General features: G+C 66.8%; 13 protein-coding genes. 7 read left to right on the top strand and 6 right to left on the bottom strand.

Annotation, left to right across the window (positions count from 1 at the left end; translation table 11 throughout):
* Both ABD301_RS00530 and ABD301_RS00525 read left to right on the top strand, forming a co-directional pair.
* Nucleotides 1–858 carry a DUF4097 family beta strand repeat-containing protein gene (locus ABD301_RS00530; RefSeq protein ID WP_344306104.1) on the top strand — a complete coding sequence of 286 codons (858 nt, stop codon included), beginning with the start codon at nt 1–3 and terminating at the stop codon, nt 856–858.
* A gap of 94 nt (nt 859–952) precedes the next feature.
* Complete coding sequence (locus tag ABD301_RS00525) at nt 953–2,533, top strand: S1C family serine protease (protein ID WP_344306103.1); 1,581 nt, start codon at nt 953–955, stop codon at nt 2,531–2,533.
* A 414-nt stretch (nt 2,534–2,947) separates the two neighbouring features.
* On the opposite strand, the gene ABD301_RS00520 is transcribed toward ABD301_RS00525, so the two are convergent.
* The 4 genes from ABD301_RS00520 to ABD301_RS00505 are packed head-to-tail and all read right to left on the bottom strand — an operon-like array spanning nt 2,948 to nt 8,572.
* Nucleotides 2,948–4,546: an MFS transporter gene (locus ABD301_RS00520; protein ID WP_344306102.1), complete on the bottom strand. Its 1,599-nt coding sequence runs from the start codon at nt 4,544–4,546 to the stop codon at nt 2,948–2,950.
* The gene (locus ABD301_RS00515) at nt 4,543–5,943 is read right to left on the bottom strand and encodes a cytochrome P450 (protein WP_344306100.1); all 1,401 of its coding nucleotides are present in this window, start codon (nt 5,941–5,943) and stop codon (nt 4,543–4,545) included. Before ABD301_RS00515 ends, ABD301_RS00520 begins: the two co-directional genes overlap by 4 nt.
* Complete coding sequence (locus ABD301_RS00510) at nt 5,943–6,998, bottom strand: alpha-hydroxy acid oxidase (protein ID WP_344306098.1); 1,056 nt, start codon at nt 6,996–6,998, stop codon at nt 5,943–5,945. Before ABD301_RS00510 ends, ABD301_RS00515 begins: the two co-directional genes overlap by 1 nt.
* Nucleotides 6,995–8,572, bottom strand: coding sequence for an NAD(P)-binding domain-containing protein (locus ABD301_RS00505; RefSeq protein WP_344306096.1), 1,578 nt, complete (start codon nt 8,570–8,572; stop codon nt 6,995–6,997). The genes ABD301_RS00510 and ABD301_RS00505 overlap by 4 nt, the downstream gene beginning before the upstream one ends.
* Nucleotides 8,573–8,759: 187 nt before the next feature.
* Here ABD301_RS00505 and ABD301_RS00500 point away from each other — a divergent pair, with 187 nt between their 5' ends.
* Nucleotides 8,760–9,440, top strand: coding sequence for a response regulator transcription factor (locus ABD301_RS00500; RefSeq protein ID WP_163569006.1), 681 nt, complete (start codon nt 8,760–8,762; stop codon nt 9,438–9,440).
* Between the two features lie 58 nt (nt 9,441–9,498).
* A complete protein-coding gene (locus ABD301_RS00495) occupies nt 9,499–10,761 on the top strand; it encodes a sensor histidine kinase (RefSeq protein WP_344306093.1) in 1,263 nt (420 codons plus the stop codon).
* 109 nt (nt 10,762–10,870) lie between these two features.
* On the opposite strand, the gene menE is transcribed toward ABD301_RS00495, so the two are convergent.
* Nucleotides 10,871–12,061 carry an o-succinylbenzoate--CoA ligase gene (gene menE / locus ABD301_RS00490; protein ID WP_344306092.1) on the bottom strand — a complete coding sequence of 397 codons (1,191 nt, stop codon included), beginning with the start codon at nt 12,059–12,061 and terminating at the stop codon, nt 10,871–10,873.
* 89 nt (nt 12,062–12,150) lie between these two features.
* Between menE and ABD301_RS00485 the strand changes: the two genes are divergently transcribed.
* Nucleotides 12,151–12,543, top strand: coding sequence for a type II toxin-antitoxin system Phd/YefM family antitoxin (locus ABD301_RS00485; RefSeq protein WP_344306090.1), 393 nt, complete (start codon nt 12,151–12,153; stop codon nt 12,541–12,543).
* Nucleotides 12,540–12,932 (top strand): type II toxin-antitoxin system VapC family toxin, encoded by a 393-nt coding sequence (locus ABD301_RS00480; protein ID WP_344306089.1) that lies wholly within the window; start codon nt 12,540–12,542, stop codon nt 12,930–12,932. Before ABD301_RS00485 ends, ABD301_RS00480 begins: the two co-directional genes overlap by 4 nt.
* On the opposite strand, the gene ABD301_RS00475 is transcribed toward ABD301_RS00480, so the two are convergent.
* Nucleotides 12,929–13,849 carry a 1,4-dihydroxy-2-naphthoyl-CoA synthase gene (locus ABD301_RS00475; RefSeq protein WP_344306087.1) on the bottom strand — a complete coding sequence of 307 codons (921 nt, stop codon included), beginning with the start codon at nt 13,847–13,849 and terminating at the stop codon, nt 12,929–12,931. The two genes, ABD301_RS00480 and ABD301_RS00475, sit on opposite strands and share 4 nt — an antisense overlap.
* Before the next feature lie 36 nt (nt 13,850–13,885).
* Here ABD301_RS00475 and ABD301_RS00470 point away from each other — a divergent pair, with 36 nt between their 5' ends.
* Nucleotides 13,886–14,836 carry an o-succinylbenzoate synthase gene (locus tag ABD301_RS00470; RefSeq protein ID WP_344306085.1) on the top strand — a complete coding sequence of 317 codons (951 nt, stop codon included), beginning with the start codon at nt 13,886–13,888 and terminating at the stop codon, nt 14,834–14,836.
* Nucleotides 14,837–14,848 lie beyond the last annotated feature (12 nt).

Raw genomic sequence — 14,848 nt, 5'->3', positions numbered from 1 at the left:
ATGAGCGTCATCTCGCACGAGAGTCCGCCGGAGGCGCCGCCCAAGCCTCCCGGTCGCGGCGCGATCGTGGCCGCTGGGTTGGTGCTCCTGCTGATTGCCGGCGGGGTGATCGCCTGGGTGATGGTCACCCGGGTGATGCCCGGTCAGCTCGACTTTCACAGCTCGTCGGATCAGACGGCCGGCGCGAAGCTGCAGGTGAACGCCCCGGACGCGGCCATCCTGCTGGTTCCTGGCTCGGACGGGACCGTGCACGTGGTGGGAAAGGGGCGCTATCTCTACCACTCGCCGACGGTCACCGCGGCTACCAGCGGCGACACCACCACGGTCACGGCCGGCTGCCCCGCACACGAAAGTCGCTGCCAGGTGTTCGTCACCATCAGCGTGCCGGCGGCGATGCCAGTACGGGTGGATGCCGACCTCGGGTCCATCGATGCGAGCGGACTGGACGGCACGCTGGATCTTAATTCCAACGAGGGGTCCATCGAGGTGCTCAACCCGATCGGAGCGGTGTCGGCCCGCAGCGGCAACGGCTCCGTCTCCGTCACCGGTGCCCGATCGCCGCAGGTGACCGCCCACAGCACCAACGGCTCGATCACGATGGTCGACTCGCGGTCGCCGCTGGTGACCGCCGAGTCGGTCAACGGCAAGATCTCCGCGAACTTCCTGGACGCGCCCACGATGGTGACCGTGAGCAGTGTCAACGGGTCAGTCGACGTGTACGTGCCGGGCACCGCCACGTACCGGGTGACGACCCACACCGTCACGTCCAGCGACAAGGTCAAGGTGCCCACCAGCGACACCTCGCCGCACGTCATCAACGCCAGCAGCACGAACGGCTCTGTGCAAGTCTTCAGTTAGCGGCGCCGCGTATCAGCGAATTCGTACCAGCGTCTCAGCCGATTCGTACGGCGTTCTCAGCCAGTTCTGAGGGAGCCGCCGCACGGTTGAGGACATGAGCGAGCACACCGATCCCCAGCAGCCGTGGATGCCGCCGAGCGCGAGCGGCGAGGCCGCGGCGGGCCACCAAAACGTACCCACCGCCGGGCAGTCAGCCGGTGATGCCACGCCGGTAAGCGCGGAATCGGCCGCCCCCGTCAGCGCCGCTGACACGGCCGAGACCCCGCTGGTAGCCGGCGCAGATCCTTACGTGCAGTCCGCCGGCGGTCATGAGGCCGAGTCGTACGCGCAGACCTCGGCTGAGCCCGCTGGTCAGCACGCGGCTGAGCCTTACGCGGATGCCGCGGCCGGTTATCACGTGCCGCCTTTCGCCGGTACGTCCTCGGGGGGCGTGCCGCCGATCCCGCCGCTGGGGTCGTTCAGCGCGCCGCCCGGCGCGCCTGGCCCGTACCAGCAGGTCACCGTCGACGCGTCCGGCGGTCGCCGGAACCGGTGGCCGATGATCGCCATTGCCGCGGTGGTCGCCGCGCTGGTCACCGGTGGGGTAGCCGGCGCCGGCGGGGCGGCCCTGGTGCTCGCCACGGCCGGCTCCGGCGGCGGCCAGACCGTCTCGACCGCGGCGCCGGTCTCCGGCTCGACCAACCCGACCCAGCAGATCTCCAAGGTCGCCGCCGCGATCAGCCCGAGCGTCGTCTCCATCAAGGTGACGACCAGCAGCGGCGGCGACGAGGGCTCCGGCATGGTGGTCACGCCGGACGGCAACATCGTCACCAACAACCACGTGGTCGCGGCGGCGGCCAACGGCGGCGGCACGCTCACCGTGACGCTGGCGAATGGCAAGACCGTACCGGCGACGATTGTCGGCACCGACCCGACGACCGACATCGCGGTCGTCAAGGCCACCGGGGTGTCCGGCTTGACGCCGGTCAGCTTCGTCAACAGCTCCAGCCTGCACGTCGGCGACACCGTGATCGCCTTCGGCAATCCGCTCGGCCTGGAGGGCTCGGTCACCTCCGGCATCGTGAGCGCCCTGCACCGCAGCGTCACGCTCGGCAGCACCCAGCAGGGCGGTGGCGGTCAGGGCGGCCTTGGTGGGGGCCAAGGCGGTCAGGGTGGTTCGGGCAACGGTGGGCAGTCGACCACTGAGACCGCGTCGGTCTCCAACGCCATCCAGACCGACGCCGCGATCAACCCTGGCAACTCCGGCGGCCCGCTGGTCAACACGTCCGGCCAGGTGGTCGGCATCACCACCGCGATCGCTACCCTCGGCGGCGGCCAGTCCGAGTCCGGCAGCATCGGCGTCGGCTTCGCCATCCCGGCCGAGACCATTCAGTCGGTCGCCAACCAGCTGATGAACGGCAAGAAGCCCACCCACGCCAACCTCGGCGTCTCGGTCACCGACGCCACCAGCGGCGGCGCCCAGATCAGCCAAATCACCTCCGGCAGCCCCGCCGCCAAGGCCGGCCTGCAAACCGGCGACGTGATCACCAAGGTCGGCGACACCGCCATCACCACCTCCGACGACCTCGGCGCCGCCGTACGCTCCCACCAGCCGGGCGACAAGGTCACCCTGACCATCACCCGTGGCGGCAAATCCAGCGCCGTCACCATCACCCTCGGAAGCGCCACCGGCTGAGTCTTCCCCCTGGAACTGCCGTCGACAAAGATGTCGACGGCATTTTCGCGCGTACCAGGTTGGCCTCCCTGCTGCACAATCGGATTCCGATTGTGCAGCTCTACATAGGTGCGGCGCGAAATTGTCGTAGGTGTCTGTTTTTCTTTCCCCCTCCCTTTGAACGGGCGGGGGGTGGGTTGAGAGGTGGACCTTGATTTTTATTTGAACGTTGGTCCTCGAACCCGCCCCCCGCCCGTTCACTGGGTGGGGGCAAATTTGCCGGAGGGGTACGACAGTTTCGCGCCGCACCCCCCTCTCGCTGAGGGCCTGGCGACGTCAGACACTCGACAGCAGCGTCGCGAACTTGACGGCGTCGACGCCGGCCGTTTCGTCGAGTCAGTCGAGCGCAGTCGAGTCAGCCGAGCCCGTCGACCTTCAGTCGGTGGCGGGGACGATCTCGGGGGTTTCGACCAGGGGTTGGGCGGCGGTTTCGATGCCGGTACGCCAGATCGCGAGCGCGGCGAGGGCGACCGGGATGGCGCCGGCGACGGCCAAAGTGGACAGGCTTGGTGCGCTGGCGACCAGCAAGGGGCCGCCCAGGCCGCCGGCCTTGCCGGCCGCGGCGACCAGTCCGCTGCCGGTTCCACGCAGGGCGGTGGGGTAGATTTCGGCGGCATAAGGGGACAACATCGCGATCATGCCGCCGGCGCCGATCAGCAGGACAGTCAACAATGCTACTAGTGGCCCGGCTGAGTCCCAGTTTTCTGGGCGAAGGAAGACGAAAAGCGACAGAACCAGCACTGTGCCGACCGCGTAGGAAATGATCGCGCGGCGGCTGCTCCAACGCGCATAAAGGAGCGCGGCGAGGCCGGTCGCGGGAACGGTGAGCAGGGAGGCCGTGAAGAGAATTGCCGGCGCAGAGGAGGACATTCCGGCGCCGGACAGAAAAGTGGGCAGGAAGGTCACGAAACCCCAGTTGACCAGCCCCCAGCCCAGGCCGTAAAGCAAGACCGCGATAGTGCGCCAGCGATATTCGGGCACCAGTAGTCCGCCGACTTTGCCAATGAAACTGCGGCGGGCCGGTCGAGCGGCCGGCAGCGGTTCGGTCTTGTCGCCGGGTATGGCCGAAACCAGCTCGATCCCGTACGTACGCATGACCTGTTCGGCCTCGGCGGGCTGGCCAATGGAGAGCAGAAACCGCGGCGACTCAGGGATCCACCGACACAAAATCAGCAGCAGCAGCCCGGTCGGGGCGCCGAGCACCCAGAGAAACCGCCAACTCAGCAGCGGTGCCAGCACGGCCGCGGCGCCGCTGGCCACCAGGTATCCCAGTGTCGCTCCGAACCCGCTCTGTAACACCAGTAGCCAGCCACGATAGCGTGACGGCACCGATTCGGACATCAACGCGTAAACAGTCGGCAGCATGCCGCCGGCCGACATGCCCATGATGAAACACATCACCAAGTTCCAACCAAAACTCGGCATGAAACCGCAGATCGACGTGCCGATGTAGAGCAGCGCCGAGAACACGATCGTGGACCGCCGGCCGACCAAATCGGCGACATATCCCCACAACAGCGAGCCGATGACGGTGCCAGTCAAGGCGATGAACGGCAAGGCGGCCGCCTGTGCCGTGGTCAGGCCATATTCGTGCCGTACGCCAGGCACCACAAATCCCAGCGTCGCTGGCTTCATGGTGTCCACGACCAAGCCGACGGTCAGTACGAGCGCGAGAACGACGTGAGCGCGGGAAAGTCGGGCACCGTCGATCGCGGCGAACTGGTCGGCCGCACCTGGCGTGGTGCGCCGCGCCTTCGCCGCCAACGCGCGCTTTGCCTTTCCAGTGGCCAGAAGACTCCAGCCGGCCAGCGCCAGACCGCCAATGATGAGGGCCATCCCGAAGGTCATCGGCGTGCCCATCGCCATCCCGGCCATCATGAAATGGTCCGGCGCGGCCATCACATAGTCGGGTACGTGCAACGAAACTCCGGCGAGGATGGCGACCGCGCCGATCCACACTCCATACCGCTTCACTCGTGGCCTCCGCCAGCTTGGGTCGGGAGAGCCGCGAGGGGTCGGCCCTGGGTGTCATGCGTCGCGAAGTAGTTCTCGGTGAGCCGCTGCCGCCGCGCATCCCACACCATGTACGTACCAAGGAAAAGCTGGGTGACGCTGCGGCTGACATCTTCGGCCCGGTCCAGCGCCCATTGCGCGGCCAGTCGGCCGCCGGATCTTTCCCTACTTTCCAAGGGGATAAGTAGGCATGGCCCGCGGTTTGGGATCGATCGTACGTGCGTCGCGGACGAGGCGAGTCGAAGGTGTTTCAGAAATTCGCGAAGTACCACCCGCATAGTCAGCGGGGCGATGCCTTTGGCTGGGCAGGCGCGGTTGGCGGTCACCCCGAACGGGATGTGGTTCGCCTCCCGGGCGCTGAGGGTTTCCCATCGATCGGGCTCGAAGGAATGCGGATCCGGGAAGCCAGCGGAATGGAAATCTGGGTAGCTGAAGCAGAGTACTGTCCCGGCGGGCAGTGTGAGGTCTGCGGTGACGGCGATGTCGGCGGAGGTGATCCGGTGCGCGATACCGAAAAGGGGATAGTTGCGGAAGGTCTCGTCAAGGACGTGATCGAGATAGGGGTCGTCGTCAGGATGCTCGCGCAGCCGCTGCTGTATGTCCGGATTTTGCGCTACTACCAGGAAGAGATGGGTCATCGCCTCGGACATCTGCACAATGGCAGTGTTGAAGAACGTGCCCTGCAGAAACCACGCCTGCTCCTGCGCGGTGAGGCTCGCCGGTAAGGGGTGCGGGATCCGGCCGTTGTCGACCGCCTCTCGGAGGAAGCGAGTCAGCCGGTCGCGGACCGCCAGGTGGCGCAGTCCGGTGCATTTCAATGCGGTGATGACGTCGTTGGCGTTGTCGACGATGAGCTGACGAACGGCCCGTGGCGCCGGTTCGTCGAAGACGAGTTGGTAGTAGAAATCGGCCCAGATGGGCATCATCAGCTCGCGCAGCCGGACCGCGCGGGGGCGCTGAAGGTCGAGTTCCTTGAGGTAGTCGCGTACGACGGTGGTCACCATCGCCTCGACCTCGGTTTTCGGCCGGGCCAGGATTTTCCGAGTGGTCCGGGCGACATCGTCGTAGCGCGGGCCCGGCTCCAAGTGTTCCTGGTGTACTTGCGGACCGGGGCACAACCAATACCAGAAAAGATCCGACAAACCGGCGCCCTTGCTCCGACCGTCCGCCGCCGGATGTGCGTAGAGCTGGCGAAAATGCTCGACGGTGACCTGTGGTCCAGGCACCAACAGGCCTTCTGGGCCGTTGATCCGGGCGAAAATCCGGTTCCGAAGGGCGATCACGATGTCCGGCAGCCACCAGGGCGAGCTGCCGATCACGACCAGCGCGGCGACCACGCAGCAAACAATGATCGCCATCAGTATTCCCCGGGAGGCAACAGAAGAAGGCCAGCAACCAGCTCCCGAACGGAGCCATAACCACACAACAGCAGCGTGTGTTCCAGTTCGGCGCGTAGGATTTCCAGTACGGCTGAGACGCCTTTTCCCCCGTCCACAGCCAGTCCCCAGACGACTGGCCGGCCGACGCCGACCGCCGTGGCGCCCAATGCGAGCGCCTTGACGACGTCGGTGCCGCGCCGGATCCCGCCGTCCAGCAGCACCGGGATGCGGCCGCCGACCGCTCGTACCACCGCGGGCAACGCCCGGATCGAAGCCGGGGTGGTGTCGAGTTGGCGCCCACCGTGGTTGGAGACGATGACTGCCGCCGCACCGTGTTCGACGGCCAGTATGGCGTCGTCCGGATGCAGGATTCCCTTGAGGATGACCGGAAGATCGGTGACTGACTGGAGCCATCGCAGATGTTTCCAGGAAAACTCCGGTGACATCTGGATCGGCCGGACCTCGCCGGCATCGCGCATGTTCTCGCAGTGAAGACCATCCGGCAGTTGGTGGAAGTCATGCCGGTTATCCCGCTCATGACTGCCAAACACCGCCGAGTCGACGGTGAGCACAAGAGCCCGGCAGCCGGCCGCGGCCGCTCGTTGGATCACAGATTCGGTGAACGCGAGGTCTGGTTGGAGATAAAGCTGGAACCAGAGGGCGGTGCCCTGCGCGGCGACTTCTTCGACGGCCACTGTTGACGCCATCGCCGCGATCATGACCGTACCGGCAGCTGCGGCCGCCCGTGCGGTGGCGGCTTCACCTTCTGGGTGGGCCAACCGGTGAAAAGCCGTGGGAGAAAGGAAAATCGGCATGCTCGTGGGGCTGCCGACCAGGTCGACAGTGAGATCGGGAGCTGGCCGACCACGCAGAACCCTGGGCAGCAACGAAATCCGGTCGAAAGCGGTCTCGTTTTCGGCGAGGGTGATCTCGTCGCGGGCACCGCCGGCGAAGTAGTCGGCGTGCACCGGATCCAGGATCTGCGCAGCGGCCGCCTGGAAATCTCGTACGTTCAGCAGCTTCGGTACGGTCATGGTTGGGCGGCGGCCGGGCGACCGGCCAGCTGCGCGGACAGGAAGGCCGCGAGCGGCTGTCGGTGGCTGCGCTCGCGGGCCCAGTCGTTCTCCAGGTTCTCGTCCATCCGGTGGGTCGCGACCAGATCGGTGCCACGCCAGTGTCGAATGACCGGGTGCAGATAGCGCTGGTCATGCCCGGCGTCACCTTCGCGATTGCGTCCCGCTTCAATGTCGAATGGATCAATTTCGTCGTGCCCTTCGCCGTATTCCAGCGTGACGACGAAATGTTCGGCGGCTCCCTCGAGCAGCGAGCTTTCCTGGACGTGGTCGACCGGAACTTCTTCGCGGTAGGTCAGCGAGCCATCGGCGGCAACCGTGATCAGGTCGCCGATGAAGGCGAACTGCTGCCACAGCGCCGAAGTCCGGCTCACTCGGGCGATGATCGCGTCCGCCAGCGGCAGCCCGGGATCGGTCTCGTACGGCACCGGCCGGGATGGCCACGGCAGGGATTCGTACCGGCTGGCCAGAATGTTGCTCAATGCGCGTACGCCATAGCGGAAACCGTGGATGAAGGCGCTGGTGGACTTCTTGAAATCGCGCATCTGGGTGATCGTGCCGGCGAAATACAGATCCGGTACGTTCACCGATTCCCAGGCCGATGTCTGGTCCGGGAACCGGTCGCTGATGGTCAGTGCTGGCCGGCAGTCCTCGGCGAAAACTGAGGCATCGAAACGGAATCCGGTGCAGAAGATCACCCGGTCGTAGCGGCTCTGCATGAGCACGTCCCGTCGGGCGTAGCGGATGCTCACCAGATAGCCGTCGCCGTCGCGCTCGATCTTCTCGACCGCGCCGTCCAGCACGGCATTCTGCAGTTTGAGCTGATACATGTCGAGGAAGTTGGCGTTGATCGCCCGCAGGTGCCCGACAAAGTGGGTTCGCCAGGCCAGTTTCTGCGAGTGTGGGCCGGCGACGTGGATGACAGCGGCCCGTTCGGTCAGGTTGTCGGCGGTCTCGTACGCGGAGTTTCCCTTGCCCACGATCAACACCCGCTGGTCGGTGAAGTCGTCTGGGTCGACCGAGACGGTCTCGTACTGTTCGGCAAGCTCGATGCCGTCGATCTTCGGCACGTACGGCCGGCTCACGCCGGTTGCCACGATCACCCGGCGAGCCCGGAAGCAATCGCCGTTCGAGGCGGTCAGCACGAAGTCGCCGTCCCGCTCGATGCGTTCGATGCGGGTGTCGTAACGGACCTTGAGGTCGAACTCGGTGACGAAGCTGGCCAGGTAGTCGACGAAAACGTCCGCATTCGGCCAGAACTTGTCGCTGTAGCGGGTGAAAAGGAGTTTTTCCTGGTCCGACAGCAGCGAGTTCCAGTCCATCCGCAGGTTCAGCTCCGGATCGTCCCACCCGGTGTGCACCTTGTTGACCGAGATCATCTTGCGGTGCCGCGGGAACCGGGTGAAGAAGGTGCCTGGTCCGCTGCCCGCTTCCACCACCAGGTAGCTCAGGCCGGCCCGCTGGAGGAAGTACGCGAGCTGCAGGCCGGCCGGCCCGGCACCGACCACCACGTAGTCCAGGGACTCGTCCACCACGGTTCGCTCCCTCACCTGACTGTTTTCACGTCCGAGGCGGAGACTAAGCAGCATTTCTCAGAAATCTCTGAGGAAACGACGAGGTGTGTTATTTGTCGGAAACATCCGATATGGGGATGGGTGAAATCGCCGAAGACCGTTGTTCACCGGAAATGAGGGAGTATCAAGGCAGATATGGGCGGGGACGATGAGTGACATGCTGGAAGGCATCTCGGCCAGCGTCCTGGTGGTCGAGGACGACGGGGACCTGCGCGGCATGTTGGTCCGGCTGCTGCGGGCCGAGGGCTACCTGGTGGACGACGCCGCGGACGGCCAGCAGGGCCTGCACCTCGCGCTCAGCCGCGGCTACCAGGTGTTGATCCTGGACCGCGGCCTGCCGGCCGTGGACGGCCTGGACCTGCTGACCCGGATCCGCCGGCAGGGCGTCGACCTGCCGGTGTTGATCCTGTCCGCACGCGGATCGGTGCGCGACCGGATCGCCGGGTTGGACGCCGGCGCCGAGGACTACCTGGTGAAGCCCTTCGACCTCGACGAGCTGTTGGCGCGCGTACGCGCACTCGTCCGGCGGCACCTGCGCGGCGCGTCGCAGCTGGCGATCGGGGGCGGGCTGCTGGACGTGCCGTTGCGGGTGGTCCGGCCGCCGGACAGTGCCGAAGTGCCGCTGTCCGGCCGCGAGTTCGACCTGCTGCACCTGCTCGCCCGGCACCCGAACATCGTCTATCTGCGCTCCGAACTGCGCTGCCAGATCTTCACCGACGCCACGTCCGACTCGATCGTCGACACGTACATCTACTACCTCCGCCGAAAGCTCGGGCGCCGGGTGGTCCGTACGGTCCGCGGCACCGGATATCGGCTCGGCGAACTGTGAACCCTGAACTTGCCCCACTCGTGTGTGTGGATGGTGCCGAGTTTCCGGTGGAGGAGCCATGACCGAGCCCAGGAGCGACCTGTCGGTGCTGCGCCGGGCCCGCTGGCTGCTGACCGCACAGCTCGCCGGCGCGGTCACCATCGTCGTACTGATGGTCGGCGGGCTGTCGGTCGGCATGATGCTGGCGGAGCAGCACCGGGACGCCGAGCGGAACCTGCAGGCGTACGCGCTTCGTGGCGACGTCGAGCACCCGCCGCCCTGCGTGTGGATGTTCGCGACCGAGGGGACACAGCTGCGGCGTACGCCCGGAGCGCCGATCGCGCTGCCGGTCGCTGATGTGATGGCCGAAGTCGCCCAGACGGGCGTTACCCAGGTGCAGGAGCGGAGGGTGGCCGGCCTGGACTACCTGATCGGCACGCAGCGGCTCGGTTCCTCGGTCGTACAAGTGGTGATCGACCTGCGCTACCAGATGCAGGAACGGCAGCGGCTCTATGCCGCGCTCAGCGTCGCTGAACTGGCTGGTCTGGTGGCAGCCGTGGTGGCCGGCACGGTGCTGGCCCGCCGCGCCATGGCGCCGCTGGAGGACGCGCTGTGCCGGCAGACCCGGTTCGTCGCGGACGCCAGCCACGAGCTGCGTACGCCGTTGACCCGGCTCCGCGTCCGCGCGCAGCTGCTGGCCCGTGAGACCGCCGACGCCGAAGTGCTGAAACTGGTCGCCGACACCGAGGACATGGCCGCGGTGATCGACGACCTGTTGCTATCCGCGCAGCTGCGTGGCACCGGCGCCCGGACGGCTCCGCCGGTCGGCCTGGCCGCGGTCGCCAGCGCGGTGGTGGCCGCGGAGTCGGCCCGGGCCGAGGCGACCGGAGTGGAGTTGAGCCTCCACCTGCGCGATCCTGCCGACCGTTATGTCGTCAGTGGCATCGAGCCGGCGCTGCGGCGGGTGGTGTCCGCGTTGGTCGACAACGCACTCGGACACACTTTCGCCGGCGACCGCATCGCCGTCGAGCTGGGCCGGCGGGACCGGGCCGTGCTGCTGTCCGTACGGGACACCGGTGTCGGCCTGGAGCCGGCGGACGTGTCTCGGATCTTCGAACGCTTCGCCCGCGGACAGTCCAGCCCGCCGGGCGGCGGCCGGCGATTCGGGCTCGGGCTCGCGCTGGTCCGCGAGGTCGTCCAAGGGCATGGCGGCTCGGTCACCGCTGCCGGCGCGCCGGGGGCTGGGGCGACTTTCACGGTCGTGCTGCCCTCGGCCCTCAAGGCCGCCACGCCGCCGGCGGCCGAGGTCGGCGGAAAGGTGCCACTGGCCGGCGCTGTCTAGGCTGCGGCTGTCGTACGGACGCGAAAGTCTCGCCGCTCTGCCCGCGGCACTTATGTAGAGCTGCACAATCGGAATCCGATTGTGCAGCGGGCCGGTCGCAAGTGATTTGTCAGGAGTCGACTTTTTGGCCCAGCTCGACGGCGATGGCGGCGATCGCTTGGCGGTCGATTTTTCCCAATGGTAGGCGGGGAAGTTCTGGTACGACGGCGATCGCGCGAGGTGCCGCGTGTGGGCCGAGAAGCGCGCTTACGTGTGTGCGTACGGATGCCAGCGTCGGGGTCGGCTCGTCGGCGTGTGGGGTGAGAACGGCGATGACGACCTGGCCCCATTCGGGGTGGCTGACGCCGGTGACGGCGGATTCCGAGACGCCTGGGCAGGACGCCAGGGCGGCTTCGACGGCGGCGGGGGCGACGTTGACGCCGCCGGTGATGATCACGTCATCGGCTCGGCCAATCACCTCCAGGCCGCCGGTAGCGGACCATTGACCCACGTCTGAGGTGCGGAAACGGCCACCGACCAGTACTTCGGCGGTGAGGTCGGGACGCAGCCGGTAGCCGCTGAACAGCACCGGGCCGCCGACGCTGATCCGGCCGGAGGGTGCCAGGTCGATATCGACATCGGTTAGCGGCTGGCCGTCGTAGACGCAGCCGCCGCAGGTCTCGGTCATCCCGTACGTCGTCACCACCGGGATGCCGGCGTCGGCGGCCTGTTCGCGGAGGGCGATCGGAGCGGCCGCGCCGCCGAGCAGGACGGCGTCGACCTCGGACAGGGCTTCGGTGGCCGGGCCGCCGGCGTCCAGTACGCGGCGGAGCTGAGTGGGCACAAGTGACACATAGCGCCTGCCCGATCGCATGGTCGCTAGTGACTCAGCAAGGTGCGACACATGGAAACCCTCGCGAAGGTCGAGAAGCACTGGTGAAGTGCCCGCCAAGGTGGCTCGGATCAGCACTTGGAGGCCGGCGATGTGGGTGGCCGGCAGCGCCAGCAGCCACTGCCCAGGACCTCCGAGGAAGTCGTGGGTGGCGGTGGCCGAGGCGCGCAGGGCGCGAGCGGACAGCAGCGCGGCCTTTGGCTCGCCGGTGGATCCGGAGGTGGGTACGACCAGCGCGATCTCCTCGTCGGAGTGCTCCAGCCGCTGGTCAGGGCGGATAGCGGTGAGCGCCCGGTCCCGCTCGGCTCGGTCCGACGGCAGCGCGGCCACCGCCGGACCGCCGTTCAGCGCCGCGGTGAGAGCCGGCAGCAAGGTGCCTTCCACCTCGTCCGGACTCGCCGCGGTGAGGGTGATCAGCCGCTTCTGCACGTTCCCAGGCTAACCGTTGACGGCGACCGCGGGGCGAGCGTCATCGCTGCACACTTGAAGGTGTAACGTTGGGGTGCCATCATGAAGTCATGGTGAAGCATGCCGGCGGAGTTCCCGCTGATGAACATAAAGATGACACAGTTATGAGTGTCGACGTTGTGTATCCGGCGATCTCGATCGGCATCCGCGACCTGCGGCACGACACCGCGGCGTTGCTCAAGCGGGTCGAAGAAGGTGAGGCGATCATGATTACCAACCGAGGGAAAGCCGTCGCCGTCATGCGGCCGCTGAACGAAGAAGAACACCGTCACCAAGCCTTGGTGGACCAGGGCATTATTCGGCCGCCGAAGAGCGGGGGCGGTGCCAGCGGGCGTGAGATCGTCGCGTTGCTGGAAACCCGGCCGTACAGTGGCCCGATCCGGACCCAGCAGGAGATCGACGAGATGCTCGATTACACGAGAGCGGATCGTGATCTGCTGTGATCACCTATCTGGACGCATCGGCGATATTGCGGTTGATCATTCCGCATGAGTGGACCGAGCATCTCAATGCTCATCTGCGCAGGCAGCCGCAGCTGGGCACGAGCGTGATTGGCATGGTCGAGACCCAACGGACGCTGATGCGTGGTGCGACGGAAGAGCAGATGGCCTGGGGGGACCGCCTGTTGCGGGAATTCCAGGAAATTGCCGTCACCGACGAGGTCGCGCGCACCGCCTCCGCGATTCCGAGCCGAAGTCTGCGCACGCTCGACGCCTTGCATGTTGCCAGCGCGATTGTCGCTGGCGCATCGCAACTCGTCACGTACGACAAGACCATGGCGGCGGCGGCTCGGGCGGTGGGGCTAAGGGTGGTCAGCCCGGGTGTGAACTAGAAATACCAGGGAAACTTCGACCAGTCCGGGGCGCGTTTTTCCAGGAACGCATCCCGGCCTTCGGCTGCTTCCTCGGTCATGTACGCCAGCCGGGTGGTCTCGCCGGCGAAAACCTGCTGTCCCATCAATCCGTCGTCGACGAGATTGAAGGCGTATTTGGCCATGCGCTGCGCGGTGGGCGACTTGCTGTTGATTTCCGCGGACCATTCCAATGCGACCTTCTCCAGGTCGGCATGCGGTACGACCGCATTTACCGCGCCCATCTGGAACGCTTCTTCGGCGGAGTATTCGCGGCCCAGAAAGAAAATCTCCCGGGCTCGCTTCTGGCCGATCTGGCGGGCCAGATACGCCGATCCGTAACCGCCGTCAAAGGAACCGACCGCGGTGTCGGTCTGCTTGAATTTTCCGTGTTCGGCGCTTGCGAGGGTCAGGTCGCAGACCACGTGCAGGCTGTGTCCTCCGCCGGCCGCCCAGCCGTTGACCAGCGCGATCACCACTTTGGGCATCATCCGGATCAGCCGCTGGCATTCCAGGATGTGCAGCCGGCCGGCCCGCGCCGGGTCCACCGCCTCGCCCTTACCGCTGACGTACTTGTAGCCGTCCCGACCGCGGATCCGCTGGTCGCCGCCGGAGCAGAAGGCCCAGCCTCCGTCTTTGGGCGACGGCCCGTTGCCGGTCAGCAGCACGCATCCCACGTCGGAGGTCATGCGGGCGTGATCCAGCGCGCGGTAGAGCTCGTCCACAGTTTCCGGCCGGAAGGCGTTGCGCACCTCCGGGCGGTGGAAGGCGATGCGTACGGCCGGGCCGTCTGTGTCGCCGATCACCTGGCGGTGGTAGGTGATGTCGGAAAAGTCGAAGCCCTGCACCACACGCCACGCGTTTGTATCGAAGGTCTCAGAGACCGAAGGGGCAGCCACTCAGCGAGCCTAAACGCAGGTACGTACTCTCGACTCGTGGGGCCATCTCAACTATCCGTGTATGCGATTGGCATGCGAGCGCGATTCCGGCGCATCACCGTCCGCGAGGGAATGCTGTTCCAGGGGCCGGCCGGGTGGGCCGAGTTCTCCCCGTTTCTGGATTACGACGCGACCGAGTCCGCGGCGTGGTTGGCCGCCGCTCGAGAGGCCGCTGACATCGGATGGCCAGCGCCCATAAGGACGCATATTCCAGTCAACGTGACGGTCCCGGCAGTCGGTCCGGAAAGGGCGGCCGCGATCGTACGAGCATCCGGCGGTTGCCGTACGGCCAAGGTGAAGGTCGCCGAGCCCGGCGAGCAGTTGGCGGACGACATCGCCCGGGTGGAGGCGGTCCGCGACGCGCTCGGCCCGGACGGCCGGATCCGGGTGGACGCCAATGGCGGCTGGTCGTTGGACGCGGCTCATAAGGCACTTTCGGAGCTCAAGCGTTTCGATCTCGAGTACGCCGAGCAGCCCTGCATGAGCGTCGAGGACCTGGCCGCGTTGCGCCGTCGTACGGACGTGCCGATCGCCGCCGACGAATCGATCCGACGAGCCGACGACCCTTATCGGGTGGTCGCGCTGGACGCGGCGGACATCGCGGTCCTGAAGGTACAACCGCTCGGTGGGGTAGCGGCCTGCCTGGAGATCGCCCAGCGCATCGGGCTGCCGGTGGTGGTGTCCTCGGCGCTGGAGACGTCGATCGGCATCGCCGCTGGGATCGCGCTGGCGGCGGCGCTGCCGGAGCTGCCGTACGCATGTGGGCTGGCCACTGTGCACCTGCTGGCCGCGGACGTGGTCGCCGACCCGCTGCTGCCGGTGAACGGCCAGATCGAGGTGCGCCGGCCGGTGCCGGACCCGGCTCTGCTGGCGGCCGCGGCCGCCGATGAATCCACCAGCCACCGCTGGCGCGAACGCCTGACGACAGTAGAAGCGGTGACCTCGTGAACGGCTGGCTGA

Origin of the sequence: Fodinicola feengrottensis, from assembly GCF_039530045.1 — a bacterium.
In the GTDB taxonomy this organism is placed as follows: Bacteria; Actinomycetota; Actinomycetes; order Mycobacteriales; family HKI-0501; genus Fodinicola; species Fodinicola feengrottensis.
Note: the sequence above shows the minus strand (reverse complement) of the source record. Positions and strands in the feature narration are given on the sequence as shown.

Bases quoted from the DNA above. Each gene is read 5' to 3' on its own strand.
- ABD301_RS00530 (WP_344306104.1), top strand. From the start codon at position 1: ATGAGCGTCATCTCGCACGAGAGTCCGCCGGAGGCGCCGCCCAAGCCT.
- ABD301_RS00525 (WP_344306103.1), top strand. From the start codon at position 953: ATGAGCGAGCACACCGATCCCCAGCAGCCGTGGATGCCGCCGAGCGCG.
- ABD301_RS00510 (WP_344306098.1), bottom strand. From the start codon at position 6,998: ATGACCGTACCGAAGCTGCTGAACGTACGAGATTTCCAGGCGGCCGCT.
- ABD301_RS00500 (WP_163569006.1), top strand. From the start codon at position 8,760: ATGAGTGACATGCTGGAAGGCATCTCGGCCAGCGTCCTGGTGGTCGAG.
- ABD301_RS00485 (WP_344306090.1), top strand. From the start codon at position 12,151: ATGGTGAAGCATGCCGGCGGAGTTCCCGCTGATGAACATAAAGATGAC.
- ABD301_RS00495 (WP_344306093.1), top strand. From the start codon at position 9,499: ATGACCGAGCCCAGGAGCGACCTGTCGGTGCTGCGCCGGGCCCGCTGG.
- ABD301_RS00515 (WP_344306100.1), bottom strand. From the start codon at position 5,943: ATGGCGATCATTGTTTGCTGCGTGGTCGCCGCGCTGGTCGTGATCGGC.